The sequence below is a fragment of the Saccharothrix isguenensis genome (genome assembly GCF_052936305.1).
Genome location: NZ_CP193626.1, coordinates 3,811,249 through 3,830,437 on the forward strand (window position 1 = coordinate 3,811,249; position 19,189 = coordinate 3,830,437).

At 71.8% G+C, this 19,189-nt stretch carries 23 protein-coding genes; 12 read left to right on the forward strand and 11 right to left on the reverse strand.

Annotated elements, in window-relative coordinates; translation table 11 throughout:
* Nucleotides 1-56 precede the first annotated feature (56 nt).
* On the forward strand, nt 57-1,037 hold the full coding sequence (locus ACRAKI_RS17325; RefSeq protein WP_447008132.1) for an SDR family oxidoreductase: 981 nt from the start codon (nt 57-59) through the stop codon (nt 1,035-1,037).
* 178 nt (nt 1,038-1,215) lie between these two features.
* Here ACRAKI_RS17325 and argS read toward each other — a convergent pair whose 3' ends face one another.
* The 6 genes from argS to ACRAKI_RS17355 form a co-directional block, all read right to left on the reverse strand.
* Entirely contained in the window at nt 1,216-2,982 is a 1,767-nt protein-coding gene (argS, locus tag ACRAKI_RS17330; protein ID WP_447008133.1) for an arginine--tRNA ligase, read from the reverse strand.
* A gap of 85 nt (nt 2,983-3,067) precedes the next feature.
* On the reverse strand, nt 3,068-3,541 hold the full coding sequence (locus ACRAKI_RS17335; protein WP_447008134.1) for a GNAT family N-acetyltransferase: 474 nt from the start codon (nt 3,539-3,541) through the stop codon (nt 3,068-3,070).
* A gap of 169 nt (nt 3,542-3,710) precedes the next feature.
* Nucleotides 3,711-4,760: an ABC transporter ATP-binding protein gene (locus tag ACRAKI_RS17340; RefSeq protein WP_447008135.1), complete on the reverse strand. Its 1,050-nt coding sequence runs from the start codon at nt 4,758-4,760 to the stop codon at nt 3,711-3,713.
* Nucleotides 4,757-5,563: a molybdate ABC transporter permease subunit gene (modB, locus tag ACRAKI_RS17345; RefSeq protein WP_447008136.1), complete on the reverse strand. Its 807-nt coding sequence runs from the start codon at nt 5,561-5,563 to the stop codon at nt 4,757-4,759. Before modB ends, ACRAKI_RS17340 begins: the two co-directional genes overlap by 4 nt.
* Entirely contained in the window at nt 5,560-6,324 is a 765-nt protein-coding gene (gene modA, locus ACRAKI_RS17350; protein ID WP_447008137.1) for a molybdate ABC transporter substrate-binding protein, read from the reverse strand. The genes modB and modA overlap by 4 nt, the downstream gene beginning before the upstream one ends.
* Nucleotides 6,324-6,827 carry a TOBE domain-containing protein gene (locus ACRAKI_RS17355; RefSeq protein WP_447008138.1) on the reverse strand — a complete coding sequence of 168 codons (504 nt, stop codon included), beginning with the start codon at nt 6,825-6,827 and terminating at the stop codon, nt 6,324-6,326. Before ACRAKI_RS17355 ends, modA begins: the two co-directional genes overlap by 1 nt.
* Between ACRAKI_RS17355 and ACRAKI_RS17360 the strand changes: the two genes are divergently transcribed.
* A complete protein-coding gene (locus ACRAKI_RS17360) occupies nt 6,826-7,317 on the forward strand; it encodes a DUF4383 domain-containing protein (protein ID WP_447008139.1) in 492 nt (163 codons plus the stop codon). The two genes, ACRAKI_RS17355 and ACRAKI_RS17360, sit on opposite strands and share 2 nt — an antisense overlap.
* 129 nt (nt 7,318-7,446) lie before the next feature.
* Nucleotides 7,447-7,644 carry a hypothetical protein gene (locus tag ACRAKI_RS17365; RefSeq protein WP_447008140.1) on the forward strand — a complete coding sequence of 66 codons (198 nt, stop codon included), beginning with the start codon at nt 7,447-7,449 and terminating at the stop codon, nt 7,642-7,644.
* An 8-nt stretch (nt 7,645-7,652) separates the two neighbouring features.
* On the opposite strand, the gene ACRAKI_RS17370 is transcribed toward ACRAKI_RS17365, so the two are convergent.
* A complete protein-coding gene (locus tag ACRAKI_RS17370) occupies nt 7,653-8,858 on the reverse strand; it encodes a metallophosphoesterase (RefSeq protein ID WP_447008141.1) in 1,206 nt (401 codons plus the stop codon).
* A 103-nt stretch (nt 8,859-8,961) separates the two neighbouring features.
* On the opposite strand from ACRAKI_RS17370, the gene ACRAKI_RS17375 reads away from it, so the two are divergent.
* The 4 genes from ACRAKI_RS17375 (at nt 8,962) to ACRAKI_RS17390 (ending at nt 11,955) form a co-directional block, all read left to right on the forward strand.
* Complete coding sequence (locus ACRAKI_RS17375) at nt 8,962-9,144, forward strand: hypothetical protein (RefSeq protein ID WP_447008142.1); 183 nt, start codon at nt 8,962-8,964, stop codon at nt 9,142-9,144.
* 188 nt (nt 9,145-9,332) lie between these two features.
* Nucleotides 9,333-11,447 carry a putative bifunctional diguanylate cyclase/phosphodiesterase gene (locus ACRAKI_RS17380; protein ID WP_447008143.1) on the forward strand — a complete coding sequence of 705 codons (2,115 nt, stop codon included), beginning with the start codon at nt 9,333-9,335 and terminating at the stop codon, nt 11,445-11,447.
* Nucleotides 11,448-11,465: 18 nt separating this feature from the next.
* A complete protein-coding gene (locus tag ACRAKI_RS17385) occupies nt 11,466-11,696 on the forward strand; it encodes a DUF4241 domain-containing protein (protein ID WP_447008144.1) in 231 nt (76 codons plus the stop codon).
* Nucleotides 11,697-11,715: 19 nt separating this feature from the next.
* Nucleotides 11,716-11,955, forward strand: a complete 240-nt coding sequence (locus ACRAKI_RS17390) for a DUF4241 domain-containing protein (RefSeq protein WP_447008145.1) — start codon at nt 11,716-11,718, stop codon at nt 11,953-11,955.
* A gap of 3 nt (nt 11,956-11,958) precedes the next feature.
* Here the strand turns inward: ACRAKI_RS17390 and ACRAKI_RS17395 are convergent, their stop codons facing one another.
* Complete coding sequence (locus ACRAKI_RS17395) at nt 11,959-12,615, reverse strand: thiaminase II/PqqC family protein (RefSeq protein WP_447008146.1); 657 nt, start codon at nt 12,613-12,615, stop codon at nt 11,959-11,961.
* A 208-nt stretch (nt 12,616-12,823) separates the two neighbouring features.
* On the opposite strand from ACRAKI_RS17395, the gene ACRAKI_RS17400 reads away from it, so the two are divergent.
* Entirely contained in the window at nt 12,824-14,959 is a 2,136-nt protein-coding gene (locus ACRAKI_RS17400) for a diguanylate cyclase (protein WP_447008147.1), read from the forward strand.
* A 4-nt stretch (nt 14,960-14,963) separates the two neighbouring features.
* Nucleotides 14,964-15,422, forward strand: coding sequence for a pyridoxamine 5'-phosphate oxidase family protein (locus ACRAKI_RS17405; protein ID WP_447008148.1), 459 nt, complete (start codon nt 14,964-14,966; stop codon nt 15,420-15,422).
* Here ACRAKI_RS17405 and ACRAKI_RS17410 read toward each other — a convergent pair.
* On the reverse strand, nt 15,416-15,586 hold the full coding sequence (locus ACRAKI_RS17410) for a hypothetical protein (protein WP_447008631.1): 171 nt from the start codon (nt 15,584-15,586) through the stop codon (nt 15,416-15,418). The two genes, ACRAKI_RS17405 and ACRAKI_RS17410, sit on opposite strands and share 7 nt — an antisense overlap.
* A gap of 212 nt (nt 15,587-15,798) precedes the next feature.
* Here ACRAKI_RS17410 and ACRAKI_RS17415 point away from each other — a divergent pair, with 212 nt between their 5' ends.
* A complete protein-coding gene (locus tag ACRAKI_RS17415) occupies nt 15,799-16,206 on the forward strand; it encodes a discoidin domain-containing protein (protein ID WP_447008440.1) in 408 nt (135 codons plus the stop codon).
* Nucleotides 16,207-16,209: 3 nt separating this feature from the next.
* Here the strand turns inward: ACRAKI_RS17415 and ACRAKI_RS17420 are convergent, their stop codons facing one another.
* Nucleotides 16,210-16,680 (reverse strand): MarR family winged helix-turn-helix transcriptional regulator, encoded by a 471-nt coding sequence (locus ACRAKI_RS17420; RefSeq protein WP_447008149.1) that lies wholly within the window; start codon nt 16,678-16,680, stop codon nt 16,210-16,212.
* A gap of 75 nt (nt 16,681-16,755) precedes the next feature.
* Here ACRAKI_RS17420 and wrbA point away from each other — a divergent pair, with 75 nt between their 5' ends.
* The gene (gene wrbA / locus ACRAKI_RS17425) at nt 16,756-17,391 is read left to right on the forward strand and encodes an NAD(P)H:quinone oxidoreductase (RefSeq protein WP_447008150.1); all 636 of its coding nucleotides are present in this window, start codon (nt 16,756-16,758) and stop codon (nt 17,389-17,391) included.
* A gap of 70 nt (nt 17,392-17,461) precedes the next feature.
* Here wrbA and ACRAKI_RS17430 read toward each other — a convergent pair whose 3' ends face one another.
* Entirely contained in the window at nt 17,462-17,917 is a 456-nt protein-coding gene (locus ACRAKI_RS17430; protein ID WP_447008151.1) for a helix-turn-helix domain-containing protein, read from the reverse strand.
* A gap of 68 nt (nt 17,918-17,985) precedes the next feature.
* Here ACRAKI_RS17430 and ACRAKI_RS17435 point away from each other — a divergent pair, with 68 nt between their 5' ends.
* Nucleotides 17,986-19,179, forward strand: a complete 1,194-nt coding sequence (locus ACRAKI_RS17435) for an MFS transporter (RefSeq protein ID WP_447008152.1) — start codon at nt 17,986-17,988, stop codon at nt 19,177-19,179.
* Nucleotides 19,180-19,189 lie beyond the last annotated feature (10 nt).

Below are 19,189 nucleotides of genomic sequence, written 5' to 3' on the forward strand. Positions count from 1 at the left end.
CCCACTGGTGGGCAACGAGTCCTTCGCAAAGGAATGAGCCGCGCACGATGACAGAGATGTCCGGTCGGAACTCTGACGAGCCCGTCGAAGGCGCCCGGGTGGCGGGAGCCGGCGAGGCGCCGGTGTCCGAGGTCGTCACGGGACCGCAGGCGGAGCGGAACCGATCGCGACGCCGGGCGGGCGGTCTCGGCCCCGGCACCCATGCGATCATCACCGGCGGCTCCAGCGGTATCGGTCTTGCGATCGCCCGGCTGCTGGCGAGCCGGGGTGCGAGCGTGTCGCTGGTGGCACGGGACGTGGAGCGGCTGGACCGGGCCGCACGCGAGCTGGAAGCGTTCGGCGGCGGTGTCGCGACGGCGTCGGTCGACGTCACGGACGAAGAGGGCGTGAACCGCGTGTTCGCGGACCTGGTCGAGCGGCAGGGGCCGTGCGACGTCCTCGTCACCTCGGCGGGGATCACCCATCCCGGCTATTTCGGTGAGCTGTCCCCGGAGGTGTTCCGCCGGGTCATGGACACCAACTACTTCGGCACGCTGTGGCCGATCCGGGCCGTCGTCCCGCAGATGGTCGAACGAGGACGCGGTTCGATCGTGGGCATCTCGTCGCTCGTCGGGATGTACGGGACGTTCGGCTACACGGCGTTCAGCCCGGCGAAGTTCGCGGTCCGCGGGCTGCTCGAGTCGCTGCGGGACGAGCTGACCACGCACGGCGTGCATGTGGGGTACGTCTGCCCGCCGGACGTGGACACGCCGCACTACGCGTACGAGCAACCACGCCTGCCCGCCGAGTACAAGGAGTTCGCCAACGCCATGGCGGTGCTCCCACCCGATCAGGTGGCGGTCGAGATCGTGCGGGGCATCGAGCGCCGCAAGTCCAGGACGGTCATCGGCGCTGCGAACCGGCTGGCGGTGACGACGTTCGGCCTGTTCCCCGGCGTACTGCACTGGTACGTGGACCGCGTGGTGCGGAAGGTGCGCCGCAGGCGTGGCGTCGCCGCCGGTGAGCCGAGTCGGGTCGACCAGGGCTCCCAGGGGTAGGGACGTCCACGGCCCGTGGGGTGCCGGGCGATGGCCGCGCTTGAGCGGCTCGCCCTGAACCGGCGGCAGCCCTCGCCAGGGACACGGCCCCGGGGCCGATGTCCCTGGCCGACCGTCGACTGGCTCGCCGCGGCCCGGGACTCGCGGCAGCGATCAGGGTGCGGGAAGCAGGGACGGACTACATCCGTTCCGGCGCGGCGATCCCCAGCAGTCCGAGTCCGTGGCCGAGGGTCCGGGCGGTCAGCCGGCACAAGGCCAGTCGGTTGCCGCGCACCGGCTCGTCGGCCTTGAGGACGGGGCAGGCTTCGTAGAAGGTGGTGAAGACGCGGGCCAGGTCGTAGAGGTAGCCGCAGAGCCGGTGCGGTTCGAGGGTGGTGCCGACCTCGGTGACGACCGCGCCGTAGCCGTCGAGCGCCAAGCCGAGCGCTCGTTCGGCGGGCTGCAGCGGGACCGTGCTGTCGACCGTCGTGTCCGGCTCGCCGGCGTGGCGCAGGATCGAACTGATCCGGGCGTGGGCGTACTGGAGGTAGACCCCGGTGTTGCCCATGAGGGACACCATGCGGTCGACGTCGAAGGAGTAGTCCTTCACCCGAGAGGTCGACAGGTCGGCGTACTTCACCGCGGCGATCCCCGCCGACTCGGCGATCCGATCGAGCTCGGCCGGGTCGAGGCCGGGGTTCTTCTCCGCGACGACCGCCCGCGCCCGCGACACCGCGTCGTCGAGCAGGTCCATCAGGCGGACCGTGCCACCCGCCCGGGTCTTGAACGGTGTCCCGTCCGGACCGAGGATCGTGCCGTAGGCGGCGTGCTCGGCGGTGACGCTGTCGGTGAGCCAGCCGGCACGGCGGGCCGCCTCGAAGACCAGCCGGAAGTGCAGCGCCTGCCGCGAGTCGGTGACGTAGATCAGCCGGTTGGCCTTGAGGTCGCGCAGGCGGTAGCGGATGGTGGCCAGGTCGGTGGTGTCGTAGCCGTACCCGCCGTCGCGCTTGCGGACCATCAGCGTGACCGGCTTGCCGTCGGGCCCGGACACCTCGTCCGAGTAGAAGACGAGCGCCCCGTCGCTCTCCACCGCCAGGCCGGCGTCGACCAACTCCGCGACCGTGTCGCCCAACATCGGGTTGTAGAACGATTCCCCGACCGAGTCCTCGGCTGTGAGCAGCACGTTCAACCGGTCGTAGATCGCGCGGAACGACCGCTCGGACTCGGCGACGATGTCCTGCCAGACCGCGACCGTGCCCGGGTCGCCGGCCTGGAGGGCGACGACCCGTGACCGGGACCGGTCGGCGAAGTCCGGGTCCGCGTCGAACCTGGCGCGCGCCGACCGGTACAAACCGTCCAGCGCCGACACCGCCGAGGTGCCGTCGGCCAGCTCGTCCTGGTGCCACGCCGCGTCCGGGTGCTCGTCGAGGTACTGGATCAGCATCCCGAACTGGGTTCCGAAGTCGCCCAGGTGGTTCTGCCGCAGCACGTCGGCGCCGAGGAATCCCACCACGCGCGCCAGGCTGTCGCCGATGATCGTCGTGCGCAGGTGGCCGACGTGCATCTCCTTGGCGATGTTGGGCGCGGAGTAGTCGACCACCACCCGGCGACCCACCTCCGGCGCACCCACGCCCAGGCGTGCGTCCGCCAAACGGGCGGCGACCTGCTCCCAGACCGCGTCACCCAGCAGGGTGACGTTGAGGAAGCCCGGCCCGGACGGCTCCACCGAGGTGATCACCGCGTCCCGGTCGAGCGCGGTCACGATCTCCGCGGCCAGGTCGAGCGGCTTGACACCGATGCGCTTGGCCAACGCCAGCGGCGCGTTGCACTGGAAATCGGCGCGATCGGATCGTCGCACCACCGGGTCCGCGCCCGCCAGGTCCTCACGGACCCGGCCGATCGCCTCCGACATCGTCGTGGCGATCCGTTCCAGCAGCGACGGCACCTCCTGGTGGTGGGCACTCACCTGACACAGCCTCCTTCGTCGAGAAACAATTGTTCCAGACCCCGGCGGGTCTTATTCCGGGGCCTCCCGACTCGGCGACCCGCGACTAATCGAGACGCAGGACGGTTTCCTCGATCTCGGCGTCCCGGGCGGGCGCGTAGGAGATCTCGGTGCCGACGATCGTGAAACCCGCTTTGTGCAAGACCCTGAGCGATCCGATGTTGTCGCTGGCGGCGCGCGCGTACAAAGGCCGCACGTCAACCGTGTCGAGGAACAGGGCCAGCGCTTGACCGGCGACTCCCTGACCCCACGCCGAGCGGTCGATCCAGTAGGTGATCTCGGTGTCACCGTCCATGATGAAGCTGCCGATGCTGCCGACGAGGCGTCCATCGCGGATCACCCCGCGCAGCGTGTTGTCGCAAGAGGCTCTCACCTTCGACATGTGGCTGTCGAACGCTTTGCGATCGTCGGGATCCTCGGCGGTGAAGGCAGCCATCCGAACCGACTCGGGGTCGCGCATCTGGTCGAACAGCGCGTCGAGGTCCGAATCCTCGATCGGCCGCAATGCCACCTCTGCCACTGGTGTTCTCCTCAATTCGGACCCGTTCCGGCTCCCGGGGGGAACGTATCAACCGCATCCGACAATTCCGGCGCGCGAGGCCGCCGACGTGGTCGAACACCGCGTCCTCGCCGTCCGGCGCCGGCTTGCGCACCCTGCCGGGCAGATCGGCTCGGCGAAGGAGAAACAGTCAGGACGGGTACGCGTGCGCCTCGGTGGCCTTGACCGCCGCCCACAGCGCGTCACCGGGCTGGAGTCGGAGGTCCGCGACGGTGGCGGTGGTGATGTCGGCCAGCACGGGCGGCACGCCGTCCAGCCGCACGCGGGTGGTGTGGGCGTGCTGCTCGATCCCCGCCACGGTGACCCGCCACGCGTTGCGCGGGCTGCCGGTCGGGTGGTCGGGGTGGAGGCTGACCGCCGTGGGCGGGAACACGACGTGCACCGGTCCGGTCGCCGGCACCGCCACGGTGAGCGTGCCGCCGGCGTCCAGCGAGACGGTCGTGCCCTGCGCCGTGCCGCGGTAGAGGTTGAGGCCGACGAGATCGGCGACGTAGTCGGTGCGCGGCCGGCGGGCGACCTCGGTCGGCGTGCCCTGCTGCACGATCCGGCCGTGCTCCAACACCACCAGCCGGTCGGCCAGCACCATCGCGTCCAACGGGTCGTGCGTGACGAGGAGCGTGTGGCCCGGGTAGTCGCGCAGGTGGCGGCCGAGTTCGGCGCGCACGTGCAGCCGGGTGGCGGCGTCGAGCGCGGCCAGGGGCTCGTCCAGCAGCAGGAGTTCCGGGCCGGTGGCCAAGGCGCGGGCCAGGGCGACGCGCTGGGCCTGCCCACCGGACAACGTGCGCGGCCTGGCCCCGGCGTGCGCCGACAACCCGACCCGGTCGAGCCGGCGGGTCGCCTCCTCCCGTGCCGCCGCACGCCCGACACCTCGCGCGCGCAGGCCGAAAGCGACGTTCTCCAACGCGGACATGTGCGCGAACAGCAGGTAGTCCTGGAACACCACGCCGATCGGACGGCGTTCGGGGGGCCGGAACGCGTCCGGCGGCGCGTCCCAGGTCTCCGCGCCCAGCCGGATGTGCCCGCCGGTCAGCGGAAGCAGCCCGGCGAGCGCGCGCAGCGCGGTGGTCTTGCCCGCGCCGTTCGGGCCGAGCAGCGCGACGACCTCGCCCGGTTCGACGGCCAGCTCCGCGTCGAGCCGGAACCCGCCCCGCGTGACCTCCAAGTGGGCGTGCAACGTCATGACGGCCCACTGATCCACCGGTCGCGCAGGGCGGCCAGCACACCGACGGACACCAGCAGCAGCACGACGCTGAGCACGATCGCCGACTCCGGATCGGTTTCCAGGGCCAGGTACACGGCCAGCGGCATGGTGGTCGTCTCACCGGGGAAGTTGCCCGCGAACGTGATGGTGGCGCCGAACTCGCCCAACGCGCGCGCCCAGCACAGCACCGTCCCCGCCACGACGCCCGGCATGATCGACGGCAGGGTCACCCGCCGGAACACCAGCCAGCGCGACGCGCCCAGGGTCGCCGCGGCCTCCTCGTACCGGGGATCGGCCGCCCGCATCGCGCCCTCCACCGAGATGACCAGGAACGGCATGGCCACGAACGCCTCCGCCAGCACCACCCCGGCCGTGGTGAACGGCAGCGAGATGCCGAACCACGCGTCGAGGTGCTGCCCGACCAGCCCGCGCCGGCCCAGCACGAACAGCAGCGCCACGCCGCCGACCACCGGTGGCAGCACGAGCGGCACCGTCACCAAGGCCCGCAGCACACCGCGCCCCGGCACGTCACCACGCGCGAGCAGCCACGCCAGCGGCACGCCGAGCACCAGGCACACCACCGTGGCCAGGCTCGCGCACACCAGCGACAGCCGCAGCGCCGCACCGACCGACTCGCTGAACAGCTGCTCCGGCAGCGTGCCCCACGGCGCGCGCACCAGCAGCCCGACCAGCGGGACGAGCAGGAACGCGAGCCCGACCACGGCCGGCAGCACCAGGACCACCGGCAGTCGGCCCCGGGCGCGGCGGCGGGTCGACGTCACGGCGCGTCGAACCCGGCCTCGGTGAGCACCGCCCGGCCCCGCTCGGACAGCACGTGCCCGATGAACGCCCGCGCGCCGCCGGACGCCTCGGCCAGCGGCGCGATCAGGTAGTCGTTGACCGTCCGGTCGGCTTCGGGGAACGCGATGCCCTCGACCTCGTCGGCCGCCGACCGCACGTCGGTCCGGTACACGAGCGCGGCGTCCACCTCGCCGAGCCGCACCTTGGTCAGCACGGCCCGCACGTCCTGCTCCAGCGTGTCCGGCCGGGCGGTGACCCCGGCGGCCTCGAACGCCCGCATCGCCGCCGCCCCGCACGGCACCTGCTCGGCGCACAACGCGATCTTGGCGTCGGCGTCGCCGAAGTCGGCCAGCCCGGAGACGCCCGCAGGGTTGCCCCGGGGCACCGCGATCTCCAGCCGGTTGCGGGCGAACGTGGCGGGTTCGGCGGCCGTCCCGCCCGCGTCGACGACCTGCGCCATGTTCGCGGGCGCGGCGGAGGCGAACACGTCCGCCGGCGCGCCCTGGCCGATCTGCTGCGCCAACCCGGAGCTGCCGCCGAAGTTGAGCACGACGTCCACGCCGGGGTGCGCGGCCTCGAAGTCCTCGGCGAGCCGGGTGAACGTCCCGGTCAACGACGACGCCGCGAACACGGTGACCCGCCCGGTCACCGCGCCACCGGCCTCGTCGGGTCCCGTCGCGCCACACCCGGTCAAGGCCGCGGCCACCACGGCCGGCGCCGCCACCAGTGCGAGCGCACGCATCAGGCCTCCGGGATCTCGACCACGACGTGGGTCGACTTGATCGAGGCGACCGCCACGCTGCCGACCTCCAGGCCCAGCTCGTCGGCCGACTCACGGCTCATCAGCGACACCACCCGGAACGGCCCGGCCTGCAGCTCGACCTGCGCCATCACCCCGTCCTTGAGGACCCGGGTGACGATCCCGCGCATCCGGTTGCGCGCCGACGCGGCCACCGTCACCCCCGGCTCGGGCGCCTCGGCCAGGCGTTGGGCGAACTCGGCCAGCTCCCGGCCGTCCACGCCCTTGCGCCCGCTGTCGAGCTGCACCTCGGTCAAGCGGCCCTGCTCGATCCACCGGCGCACGGTGTCGTCGCTGACCCCGAGCAGGGCAGCGGCCTCGCTGATCCGCAGATTCGGCACAGCGAGAAGTATAACTCCGCGCGTGCGGCAGTACGCGATCCCAGTTTCACCGCGACGGCTCCGGGTACGCCAAGCACAGCCGGTCCGATCGGAGGTGGCAGCCATGACGACCTCGAAGGAACGCGTCGGCCCCCGCCGTCGTCCCGTCCAGTCCCTCGCCCTGGTCGTCGGGGTGGTGTTCCTGGTGCTCGGCGTCCTGGGCTTCGTGCCGGGGGTGACCCACGACCTCTACCGGCTCTACTTCGCCGGCCCGGACTCCGGCGCGATGCTGTTCGGCATCTTCCAGGTGTCCGTGCTGCACAACGCGCTGCACGTGCTGTTCGGCGTGGCCGGGGTCCTGGCGGCCTGGACGTGGGGCGCGTCCCGCCTGTTCCTGGCCGCCGGCGGGTTCCTCTACCTGCTGCTCTGGGTCTACGGGTCGGTGGTGCACTCGCTGGACCACGACGGCGGCGCGGCGAACTTCGCCCCGTTCAACCCGGCCGACAACCTCCTGCACCTCGGCCTGGGCGCGGGCATGATCCTGCTGGCGGTGCTCGGCACCGTCTACGACCGCACCCACGGGCAGTACCCCGGCCGCGAGCAGCGCGGTCGGTGACGCCCGGTTGATCGGTCGACGGAGCCCGTCGCGTAAGTTCACCCAGGGAGGCGCTTGACTGGGAGGGCGTAGATGGCGAGTTCCGGAGGACGAAGGCAATTCGGGCGAGTTGACCCGTTTTGCCTGTTCATGGTCCTGCCGCTGGTGCTGATCGCGGGCATCATGGTCTGGGGTGGCCTGGGCTGGGTCGGCCTCGTCGTCATCGTCTGCGCGGCCGTCGTGATCTTGATCGACTCCTGGACGAACCGGCCGCTGCCGTTCGAGGTGCCCGACGAGGACTACGACTACGACCCGCCGCCGGCCGCCCGGGACCGCCGCTCGTACTGACGGCCCTACTAGGCCTCGGCCCTCGGGTCGTCGGCGCGCGGGGTTTCGGCGCGCAGGGTGAGGTACGAGATCTCGCTGGGCGCGAAGACCCGCAGCGGCGGCCCCCAGAACCCCGCGCCCCGACTCGTGTACAGCCTGGTGCGCTCGCCGTGCCGGCTCAGCCCCGCCACCACCGGCTGCTGGAGTCGCACCAGCAGGTGGAACGGCCAGATCTGGCCGCCGTGCGTGTGGCCGGACAGCTGGAGGTCGACACCGGCGGCCACCGCCTTCGGGACCTCGCTCGGCTGGTGCGCCAGCAGCACCACGGGATCGTCGTCACGGGTGCCGGCCAGCGCGGCGTCGAGGTCCGCGCCGTGGCCGGCTTCGCCGGAATGCGCGGCGGTGATGTCGTCCACGCCCGCGATCACCAGCCGCGCATCACCGCGTTCCAGCACCCGGTGCTGGTTGTGCAGGCTCGTCCAGCCCAGGTCGGCCATGTGGTCGAGCCAGTCCTGGGCGTTGCTGCCGTACTCGTGGTTGCCGGAGACGTAGAACCGGTGCCGCGCCCGCACGTCGCCCAGCGCGGCGGCCTGACCCCGGCGTTGCGCCACCGTGCCGTCCGCGATGTCGCCGACGTGGACGACGACGTCCGCGTCGAGTTCGTTGACCGCCGCGACCGTGCCCTCGGACCACTTGGTCCGGTCGATCGCGCCGTAGTGCGTGTCGGCCAGGACGGCGACGGTGAGGCCGTCGAACGCCTTGTCGAGGCGGGGGAGCACCACGTCGGCCCGCTTGATCCGGGGCACCCGGCGTGCCTCGTAGCTGCCGTGAGCGACCAGGGCCAGGCCGACGACGAGCAGCGACACGGCGACGAGCCGGGACCGGAACGGGTCCGCCACGTCCACGGCCGCCAGCACGAGGCGCAGCACGTGGGCGATCAGCGACCAGGCGAAGAACACCCAGGCCACGCCCAGCATCAGGTGCGCGGTGCGGGCGGCCCGGTCGGAGTGCTCGCGGCCGTGCGCGCGGACCAGGAGGAGCGGGAACGCCACCGACGTCACCACGAAGAACGCCGTGCCGACCGCCTGCACCGGCCACGGCCACTGCGCGCCCGGCGCGAGCAGCACCGTCCACGGCACCCAGAACAGCAGCGCGGTCACGGTCAACAGCACCGCCGTGAAGACGACCCGCCGCCGCGTGGGCGGGCGGGGTGGCGCGGTCGTCGTGCTCGACATCGGTTCTCCTCGACTTTACGGACCGGCGGGCTCTTATCGACGGTAACCCGCCGCCGGGCCGGTGTCCAAGTTTGCCGCTGAGGTGCGCGGAAACCCTCATCGCATGGCCGACGACGAACGCTTGACCCGTGTGCCCGAGGTGGACGTCTCCGAGCAGGAGGAGCGGCTGGCCGACTCGCAGCGGAAGATCGACGAGGCCAAGGTCGCCGCGGCCGACCTGGCCAAGACCGCCCCGGACCCGTCGCCCGACACCGACCCGCCGGAAGGCGCCTCGCCGGCGTCCTAGTCCGCGGCTCGTCCTGCCCCTGACCGACTCCCTGACCTCGCCCGGGCGGGTCCACAGTGGACTCACCCGAATGGCGGTTGCCGACCGTGAACACCGGTATGGATAGTTCGATCTTCCGTGTGGGATGTTCAGTCGATCGCCGCTTGACTTGGGGGTAACAGGGCGTGGCTCGTCCAACCCTCAGCGTGGTGGACGAGCCACTGCCGTCGACCGGGCAAGTCGGCCTGCGGCGGATCGGGTGGTTGACGCAGGCGTACGCCTGGCTCGCCGGCGTCGCGTTCACCCTGCAGCTGTTCTTCGTGGGCGATGGGCACGCCCGCCTGGTGCTGGTCCTGCTGGTGCTCGCCGTGCTGGCGTCGTGGTGGCTGCGCCCGGACCGGGACGGCTGGGTGGTGGCGTTGGTGGAAGGCCTGGTCGCCCACGGCGCGGTGTTCGTGCTGCCCAACCCCCAGCCGGTCATCGGCTTCCTGTTCGCCGTGACCATGCGGCGCGCGCTGCGCGGCCACACCGAGCGCTTCCTGCTCAAGGCGGTGCCCGCGCTGCTCGGGTACCTGTCCGGGTTCGCGGTGTGGGTCGTGGTCACGCCCGCCGCGGTGACCGGGCCGCTCGTCGTGTCCGTCGTGATGCCGCTGCTGGGTCTGGCGGTCGGGACCATGGCGCTGCACGAGACGGTGCGCTCGGCGCGGCTCCTGGAGGACGCGCACCGCACAGTCGAGGCGGTGGTGCTGGCCAGCCCGGTCGGGCTCGTGCTGCTCGACGCGTCGGGAGCGCCGCAGCTCCACAACGAGCGGGCGCGTCAGCTGCTGGAGTGGGACGCGGCCACGCCGGGGCGGGTGCCGTGCCCGCACGGCCCGGACATCTCGTGCTGCGGCGACGGCTGCCGTGCCGCCGAGGACCCGGTGGAGGTCGGCGTCACCCGTGCCGACGGCTCGACCGGTGTGCTGGCGGTGCACGCGGTGCCGGTCGAGCACGTCTCCGAACAGCACACCGTGGTCACCGCGCTGGACGTGAGCAAGCGCCGGGAGTGGGAGGACGCGCTGCGGCTGCGCGCGGAGCGGGACGAGTTGACCGGGCTCGCCGGTCGCACGCACTTCCTGCACCTGGTGGACGAGGCGCTGCGCGATGGTGAGGCGGTCGGGCTGCTGGTGCTGGACCTGGACGGGTTCAAGGAGGTCAACGACGCCGAGGGCCACGAGGCCGGGGACTGGTACCTGGTGTCGGCGGCCGAGCGGATCAGCCGGGCCATCGGCCGCGTCGCCACCGCCGCCCGGCTGGGTGGTGACGAGTTCGCGGTGCTCGCCCCCGGGCACGACGTGCGCGACTCGGCACGGCTGGCCACCCGCATCCTGTCCGAGCTGGCGCGGCCGTTGACGGGGCTGGGGCACGAGACGGTGATGCGGGCCAGCGTCGGTATCGCGGTGTCGTCAGCGGGGGCCGGCACGACGGAGCTGCTGCGTGACGCGGACACCGCGATGTACGTGGCGAAGCGGGAGGGCGGCGGGCGGATCAGGCTGTTCCGGCCGGAGATGGGGGAGCGGGTGCTGGCCCGGCAGCGGGACAAGGCCGACCTGCGCACCGCCGTGTCCGAGGGGCAGCTGGTGTTGCACTACCAGCCGATCGTGGACCTGGCGACGTCGTCCGTGGCCGGCGCGGAGACGCTGGTGCGGTGGCAGCGGCCGGGGCACGGGCTGCTCGGTCCCGGTGAGTTCATCGGGTTGGCCGAGGAGACCGGGCTCATCGTGCCGCTGGGGAACAAGGTGATGGCAGGCGCGTGCGAGCAGGCGATGCGGTGGCGCGAGCAGGGGCGGACGTTGGGGGTGACGGTGAACGTGTCCACCCGGCAGCTGTCCGCGCCCCCGTTCCTGCCGTCGCTGGACCGGGTGCTGAAGACCACCGGCCTGCCGCCGGAGCGGTTGACCATCGAGGTGACCGAGTCGGTGTGGGCCGACGGGGCGGCGATGCGCGGGCTGATGGAGGTGCGCGAGACGGGGGTGCGGGTCGCGTTGGACGACTTCGGCACCGGCTACTCGTCGCTGAGCTACCTCCAGCGGTACCCGTTCGACGTGGTGAAGATCGACAAGTCGTTCACCGGCGCCCTGTCCGACACCGGCCGCACCGCGGGCGTCGTCCGTTGCATCATCGACCTGGCCGAGGTCCTGGGCGCCGACACCGTCGCCGAGGGCATCGAGACCCGCGCCCAGGCCGACTGGCTGCGCAACGCAGGCTGCGCCTACGCCCAGGGCTACCTCTTCGGCCGCCCCGACCTCCCCGAGAACTGGGAACCGCGCGCCACCACCGCATGACTCCTACGTTCGCAACACGTGAGTCCGAGGTTCGCGTACCCCGGGTTGAACCCTCAGGATCCCTGCGCGGGGTGGCTGAGCTCCGAGCACGAGCCCTCCACCGCCACCGTCCCGCCCGGTGACTACCGCGTCGAGCCGGCGGTGATCCGGTTCCTGGACGACCCCACCCACCTCCCGGTGGCGGCGGCCAAGCTCGTCGTCTCCGCCAAGCCGGTGGCGTCCTGGGAGTTGGCGCTGACGGCAGGGTAGAACCCGGGTGCTCGGCGCGATGGCGAGGACCGTCGAGCAGCTGTACGAGACTCAGGTGACCGGGATACCGGCCGGCGGGTCGGTCGAGGTCCGCGAACCGGAGTCCGGCGCCACGCTCGTCGCGTTCGGCAGCGGGTGGGGCGACGGGATGTACCCGAGGTGGGTCGGCCGCACGGCGGACGGCGGGATCGCCTGCTTCGTCGCCGCCGTGCTCGTCCCGCACGGCGCGACGGAGGCGCGGGACGAGCACGGCGGCTGAAGATCACCCCAGGTCGGCGAGCGTGTTCCAGAACATCAACTCGTACGAGTGCAGGAGGCGGGCGGCGGGCATGGCGCCCTCCGGCTTCCACCCGGTCGCCAGGACCTGGTCCAGCGCGCGCAGGCCCAGGGCGTCCAACTCGGGCGCGGGCACGGCGAAGAAGTCGAAGAACGCGCAGCCCGCGTCGTCGAAACCATAGTGCTCGCGCAGTGCCGCCGCGATCGTCGCACAATAGCCGCCCCATTCCGCGAAGTTCGCCAGAATCGCGAGCAGGGCGTCGTGCGGATTGCCGTCCAACGTCAGCCTGGCCACGTACGACGGGTACGCCTGGCATCCCGGCAACGGCCGGTAGGCGGCCACGTCATCCGGGCTCAGACCGCACGCGGCGGCGAAATCGGCCAGCTTCGCCAACGCCAGACCTTCACCTCCCGCGACCGCTGCGAAGAACTCGCGTTGCGCGGGTTCGGTGGACTGCGCGGCCAAAGTGAGGAAGGCTCGCCAATCGCTCTGGACGATGCGGTGCTCCTCGGCCGCCAACGCCTTCAACGTCGCCAGTGGCGCCTCACCACTGGCGATCAACGGTACCAGCCGGTTCGTCCCTCCCTCGCCCCTCAGCTCCTCGCGCACCCGTTCCAGCAGCGCTTTCGCGTCCTTCGTCATCGCTCTCCCTCGTCCCCGCGTCGCACATCGCCGTCGCCTGCGGCATGATCAATGGCACTCTATCGACGTCCCTACCCATGCATATGCACGCACACGAACTTCTCGCTGGTGAAGACTCGGCAACAGGGATTGACGGAGACCCCCCTTTCCGGTCTCATGACTCCCGCCTTGTCGAACGCCAGCGTTGTCGCAGTAGAAGGAGCCGGGATTGCGCGTCGCCGGAGTCACCTCGGTCGAAAGCCGCGGAATCCCGATCGAAAAGTCGCACCGGGTGTGGATCGGTTACCTGGTATTCGGCCTGTTGGCGATCGGCGTCTACTATGCTCTACCGATCTTCGTGGGCACGGTCCCGCTGCGGGTCATCGTCTACTGCGCGGTGAGCCTGTCGGCGGTCATCGCCGTGTGGTGGGGCGTGCGGCGGAACCGACCCGAATCGCGCTCGCCGTGGATCGTGCTGGGGCTGAGCCAGGTCGTCTACGTCCTGGCCGACACCACGTTCTACGTCTCGCACTACGTGCTGAACGAGACGAGCTACCCGTCCATCGCGGACGCGTTCTACATCGGCCACTACCCGCTCGTCGTGGTCGGCCTGGTCATGCTGATCCGGCAGCGCCGCTCGAACCGCGACCTGCCCGGCCTGCTCGACGCCGTCTCGCTGACCGTGGTCGCGGGCCTGCTGTCGTGGGTGTTCGTGATCGGCCCGCAGACCCGCCTGGGCACGCCGCTGCTGGTCGAGATGGCCTCGCTGGCCTACCCGCTGATGGACCTGGTGCTGCTGCTGGTGTCGCTGCGGCTGCTGTTCGACGGCGGTCGGCGTGACGGGTCGTTCGTCCTGCTGGCCCTGTGGCTCACGGCGATCCTCACCGCCGACACCGTGTACGTGCTGCAACGCCTCTCCCACACCTACGGGGCGGGCAACTTCCTGGACGCGATCTGGTTGGCCGGGAACCTGGCGCTCGGCGCGTGCGCGCTGCACCCGTCGATGGGGCGGATGTCCCAGGCCGTCGACGTGCCCGCGCTGCGGCTGAGCTGGCCACGCCTGGCGATCCTGTCCGCCGGCGCGCTGATCGGACCGGTGGTGCTGCTGGTGCAGCACTCCCAGGGCGTGCGGCGGGACGTGCCGGTGATCGCGGCGGGCTGCGCGGTGCTGTTCGCGTTGACCGCGACCCGGCTCGCGGGCCTGGCGGTGGACCAGCGCAGCCTCGCCATCACCGACAGCCTCACCCGGCTGCGCAGCCGCCGCTACTTCGAGGCGCAACTGGCGGACGAGGTGGCACGGGCCAGGCGCACCGGCTGCCCGCTGGGCGTGGTGATCCTGGACGTCGACCGGTTCAAGTCGATCAACGACCGGTTCGGTCACCCGGCGGGGGACCGGGTGCTGATCGAGGTGGCCACGAGGCTGCGTGCGGTCGCCGGCGCCGATCGCGTGCTGGCCCGGTACGGCGGGGAGGAGTTCGCGCTGATCGCGACCGGTGTGGACGCGGAGAACCTGCACCGGTTGGCGGAACGGCTGCGGCACGGCGTTTCGCACCACCCGATCGCCGTGAGCGGTCGGCGTTCGGTGACGGTTACGCTCTCGGCCGGCACCGCCGCGTTCGCGCCGGACCACGGCACGGCGTCCGCGTTGGTGTCGGCGGCGGACCGCGCGCTGTACCTGGCCAAGGACCTCGGGCGGGATCGCGCGGTCGCCGGTGGCACAGCGCTCACCGAACACCGGGAGGACGTCGCGGTGGACTACCTGAACCAGGTCGCGGACCTGGTCGACCTGCGCGTCGCGAGCCCCGGGCGCAGCCTGGCCATCGCGGAGTGGGCGCGGACCATCGCCGAGCACCTGAAGCGCGACCCGGGCGAGATCCGCACCGCGCACCGCGCGGGACGGCTGCTGGACGTCGGCATGATCGTGCTGCCGGACGACCTGCTCACCGAGTCCGGCCCGCTGACCGACCAGCAGTGGCACCTCTTGTACGAGCACCCGGACAGCGGCGCGCGCATGGTGGGCGTGCTGCCCGACCACGGCGACGTGGCCGAGGTGATCCGCCAGCACCACGAGCGGTGGGACGGAGCAGGCTACCCGGCGGGCCTGGCCAGGGACTCCATCCGGGTCGAGGCGCGGATCCTGTCGGTGTGCGACTCGTGGGCGGCGATGCGCGCCGACCGGCCGCACCGGCGTGCGTTGACGCACGAACAGGCGGTGCGCGAGCTGCGGTCCGGGCGTGGCGCCCGGTTCGACCCGGAGTTGGTGGACGTGTTCCTGGAGTTGCTGGAGAAGCAGGTCCTCGGCGACATGGCCGCCGGTCCCGGTGCCGGCTCGGCGGCGTCGCGGGAGGACAGCCGCCTATCCTGACGCCATGTCGCGCCGGGACCTGATCACCATGACGACGGACGAGGTGCGCGCGTTCCTGGAGGCGCAGCGCGTGGTCACGGTGGCCACGATCGGCCCGAACGGCAGGCCGCACCTCGTGCCGCTGTGGTTCGTCGTGGAGGACGGCGAGCTGGTCGGCTGGACGTACCGGGCGTCGCAGAAGGTGGCGAACCTGCGGCGCAAGCCGGAGGCCACGGTGCAGATCGAGGCGGGGGAGACCTACGACGAGCTGCGCGGCGTGACCATGGAGTGCGACGTGCGGCTGGTGGAGGAGCAGTCGGAGGTGACTCGGATCGGCGCGGCGGTGGCGGCGCGGTACTCCGGGCACAGCGGGCCGGAGCTCGACGCACTGGTCGCGGCGCAAGCGGTGAAACGGGTCGGGCTGCGGTTCGCGCCCACCTCGGTCGTGTCGTGGGACCACCGCAAGCTGAGCGGTGCTTATTGAGGCTCGGCCCAGCTCGGAGGCTCGGTCCCGGTTGAGGCCGGCGCGATCCAGTTCATCAGCGGCACGATCACGAACGTGCACTGCAACGGCGTGCGGATCAACGGCGCGGGCACGTTCGGCATCCAGCTCCAGTCGCCGGGCGCGGCGTCGTTCACCAACGTCACGGCCACCGGCCTCGGTCGCGCCGGGATCTACAGCTGCCTGGGGGAACGGCTTCCAGATCACCAAGGGCGCCCGGAGCTCCGGCTGGAACGGTCCGCCGTACTGCGGCCCGTGGCCGGACCCGGTCTACGGCGACCCGACCAACCCGCCGACCAGCACCACCACCACCACCACGACTACAACGACCACGACCACGGTTCCGCCCGGCGGCAACCTGGCCCGGGGCAAGGCGGTCACGGCCACGAGCGCGAACGGCGGCTTCCCGGCGTCCGGCGCGGTCGACGGTGACGCGAACACGTACTGGGAGAGCGCGAACAACCAGTTCCCGCAGTCCCTGACCGTCGACTTGGGACGCTCCGAGAGCATCGGTCGGCTGGTGCTGAAGCTCCCGCCGCCCGCCGCGTGGGAGGCGCGCACGCAGACGTTGAGCGTGTCCGGCAGCACGGACGGCACCTCGTACGGCCAGGTCGTGGCGTCGGCCGGGTACCGGTTCGACCCGGCGTCGGACAGCCAGGTGACCCTCCCGGTGTCGGGCAGCCACCGCTACCTGCGCTTGACGGTCACCGGCAACTCGGGGTGGCCGGCCGCGCAGCTCGCCGAGTGGCAGGTGTACGCGGGCTGACGCTCACGCCGGCGGCAGTCCACCCCGCCAGGTCCGCTGGTCCTCGGTGATCCGCCCGAACAGCCGCTTGAACGCGCCGAACGCGTCGCAGCCGACGCGTTCGGCGTGGCGCTGTTCGATGGCGGCGATGATCGCGTCTGCGTGGTTCATCTGGTCGAGCCCGCGTTCGGTGGGCACGATGAGCTTCGCGCGCCGGTCGCACGGGTCGGGGCGCCGGGTGACGTAGCCGAGCGCCTCCAGCTCGTCGAGCACCTTGCCGACGACTTGTTTGTGCTGGCCGGAGCGGCGGGCCAGGTCCGTGGCGCGGGTGCCTTCGAGGTCCAGGTAGGCGAGCACCGCGCCGTGCTGCGGGCGCAGGTCCGGGAACCCCTGGCGGGCGAGGGTGTCGAACAGCTCCTCCTGCACGGCGAACAGCAGCCGGCTGGTGAGGACGCCCAGGTCGGGGTCGATCTGCTTGCGCTCGCCTCGACGCATCGCCGCTCCTTCGGTCACCCGAGGTGATAGTCACCTCATTTGACTATCACAGGGGATGACTATAACGTGTGGATCGTGATCAAGCAGCAGGAGGAGTCCACCGTGGACAGTCCCGTCAAAGTCGCGATCGTCTACTACTCGTCCACCGGCAACATCGCCGCCATCGCCCAGGAGATCGCCGACACGGCGGAGAAGGCGGGCGCCGAGGTCCGGTTGCGCAAGGTCGCCGAACTCGCGCCGCAGTCCGCGATCGACGCCAACCCCGGCTGGGCCGCGCACGCCGCTTCGACCGCCGACGTGCCGGTGGCCGTCGCCGACGACCTGGTCTGGGCCGACGCCGTGATCATGGGCACGCCGACCCGGTTCGGCAACGTGTCGTCGCAGCTGAAGCAGTTCCTCGACACGCTCGGCGGCGCGTGGCAGCAGGGCCTGCTGGCGGACAAGGTCTACAGCGGGTTCACCTCGACCGCCACGCTGCACGGCGGCCACGAGTCGACGCTGCTGGCGCTGGCCAACACGTTCCACCACTTCGGCGGCATCGTGGTGGCGCCCGGCTACACGCACCCGGACAAGTTCGCCGACGGCAACCCGTACGGCACCTCGCACCACGACGGCGGTGGCACCGTGGCGGTGGACGACACCGTGCGTGCCGCGGCCCGCGTGCAGGCCGAGCGCGTGGTCCGCTTCGCCCGCGCGATCGCTTCGGCCTGACGTTCACGCCAGGGCCGGTGCGCGACGAGTTCGCGCACCGGCCCTTTTCGCGTTGTGGCGGAAGGGGTTGCTACTTGCCCGGGTTCGGGTGCAGGCCGACCAGCAGCAGTGCGTCGAGCAGCCGGAACCAGTCGGGCTCGGTGAGGTCGCGGCCGGTGAGGTCGGCCAGGCGGGCCAGCGCGTCCAGCAGTCGGCCGGTCAGGTCGGTGGAGTCCTGGCCCGTCGCCTCGGCCAGCACCCGGACGTCGCGGCGGAAGCGGGTGCTGCGGCCCAGGCGGACCAGCGCGGCGGGCAGTTCGGCGGGCCGGTCGGAGGGCTCCTGACCGGTGTCGGCGAAACCGATGGTCAGGCGGGCGCCCAGTGCCTCCGCCAGCCGGGTCAGCGCGTCGGTCGTCGGGTTGCCCCGGCCGTTCTCCAGGTTCGCCACGTACGGCACCGAGAGGCCCGCGTCAGCCGCGACGGCGGCGACCGTGCGTCCGCTCGCGGCGCGCAGGGCTCGTAGCCGCAGGCCCAGTTCGTGTCCCACGGCTTCTATCTTGCCAGAACACCTCTCCCCATGGCTATTCTCTGAGAATAGCCATGGGGGTGGGTCGGGTGTTGCCGGCGTTGCGGATCGCGGACTTCAGGCTGCTGTGGGCGGCGCGGACGATCAGCGTGTTCGGCACCTGGCTGCTCGTCGTGGCCGTGCCCGCGCACGTCTTCCACCTCACCGGCTCCTACCTGGCGGCCGGGTTGGCGTTGGCGGCGGAGTTCCTGCCGCCGGTGCTGCTCGGGCCGGTCGCCGGGGTGGTGGTCGACCGGTGGGACCGGCGGCGGGTGATGATGGCGGCCGACGTGCTGCGCGCCGCCGCCATAGGCCTGCTCCTCCTCGCCCGCGACCCCGGCGACCTCTGGTTGGTCTACGTCGCGCTGGTGGTCGAGAGCACCGGAACGGTGGTGTTCCGGCCCGCCGTCCAGGCGCACACCCCGGTCGTCGTCGGCACCGGCACGGCGTTGAGCGGCGCCAACGCGCTGAACTCCGTCACGGACGGCGTGGCACGGCTCGTGGGCGCGCCTCTGGGCGTCGCGTTGATGAGCGTGGTCGGGTTCCGCGGGTTGGTGCTGATCGACATCACCAGCTACCTGGTCTCGGTCGGCCTGATCGCCTTGACGTCCCACCGCGCCGCCACGACCACAGCGCGCGGGGTGGGCGCGGAGTTGGCGGAAGGGCTGGCGTTCCTGAAACGGGAACGGACGGTCTCGTCGCTCCTGGTCGTCAGCAGCGTGTTCCTGGCGGCGAACGCCTCGCTCAGCGCGTTGCTGGTCCCGTTCGGGATGACCACCTTCGGCGGCATGGGGCCGGTCGGTTTCGTGATGTCCGGGCTCGGTGTCGGCTTCCTGCTCGGAGCGCCCCTGACCCGGCTGTTGGTGGACAGGCTGCGCACCGGCCCCCTGCTGACCGCCGCGCTCGTCGCGACTTCCGCGGGTTTCGTGCTGCTGTTCAGCTCGCGGTCGACCACGTCGGCGCTGCCGGCCGCAGTGCTCATCGGGTTGGCCGGGTCCGCGGTCCTGGTCGTGACGCAGACCGCCGTGCAGCGGGTGACGCCCACCGACGTGCTGGGGCGGGTCGGCGCGGTGATGTTCACGGGGGAGGCGGTGGCGACGTTCGTCGGCGCGCTGGCCGGCCCGGCGCTCGCCGAGACGACCTCACCGCGCACCGCCGCCTACGCCGCGTGCGCGATCACGTTGCTCAGCGCGGCTTACGCGGCCAGATCGACGCCTTCCGTTCACCAATCGTTCGTCCGCTGATTCGCCGCTT

What these genes read in the sequence shown, in the direction of transcription:
- ACRAKI_RS17370 (WP_447008141.1), bottom strand. Translation starts at nt 8,858, where the DNA reads ATGTCGAGCACGACGACCGCGCCACCCCGCCCGCCCACGCGGCGGCGG.
- ACRAKI_RS17360 (WP_447008139.1), top strand. Translation starts at nt 6,826, where the DNA reads ATGACGACCTCGAAGGAACGCGTCGGCCCCCGCCGTCGTCCCGTCCAG.
- ACRAKI_RS17325 (WP_447008132.1), top strand. Translation starts at nt 57, where the DNA reads ATGTCCGGTCGGAACTCTGACGAGCCCGTCGAAGGCGCCCGGGTGGCG.
- ACRAKI_RS17340 (WP_447008135.1), bottom strand. Translation starts at nt 4,760, where the DNA reads ATGACGTTGCACGCCCACTTGGAGGTCACGCGGGGCGGGTTCCGGCTC.
- ACRAKI_RS17395 (WP_447008146.1), bottom strand. Translation starts at nt 12,615, where the DNA reads ATGACGAAGGACGCGAAAGCGCTGCTGGAACGGGTGCGCGAGGAGCTG.
- modA (WP_447008137.1), bottom strand. Translation starts at nt 6,324, where the DNA reads ATGCGTGCGCTCGCACTGGTGGCGGCGCCGGCCGTGGTGGCCGCGGCC.
- ACRAKI_RS17355 (WP_447008138.1), bottom strand. Translation starts at nt 6,827, where the DNA reads ATGGCTGCCACCTCCGATCGGACCGGCTGTGCTTGGCGTACCCGGAGC.
- ACRAKI_RS17365 (WP_447008140.1), top strand. Translation starts at nt 7,447, where the DNA reads ATGGTCCTGCCGCTGGTGCTGATCGCGGGCATCATGGTCTGGGGTGGC.
- ACRAKI_RS17390 (WP_447008145.1), top strand. Translation starts at nt 11,716, where the DNA reads ATGGCGAGGACCGTCGAGCAGCTGTACGAGACTCAGGTGACCGGGATA.
- ACRAKI_RS17420 (WP_447008149.1), bottom strand. Translation starts at nt 16,680, where the DNA reads ATGCGTCGAGGCGAGCGCAAGCAGATCGACCCCGACCTGGGCGTCCTC.
- ACRAKI_RS17375 (WP_447008142.1), top strand. Translation starts at nt 8,962, where the DNA reads ATGGCCGACGACGAACGCTTGACCCGTGTGCCCGAGGTGGACGTCTCC.
- ACRAKI_RS17405 (WP_447008148.1), top strand. Translation starts at nt 14,964, where the DNA reads ATGTCGCGCCGGGACCTGATCACCATGACGACGGACGAGGTGCGCGCG.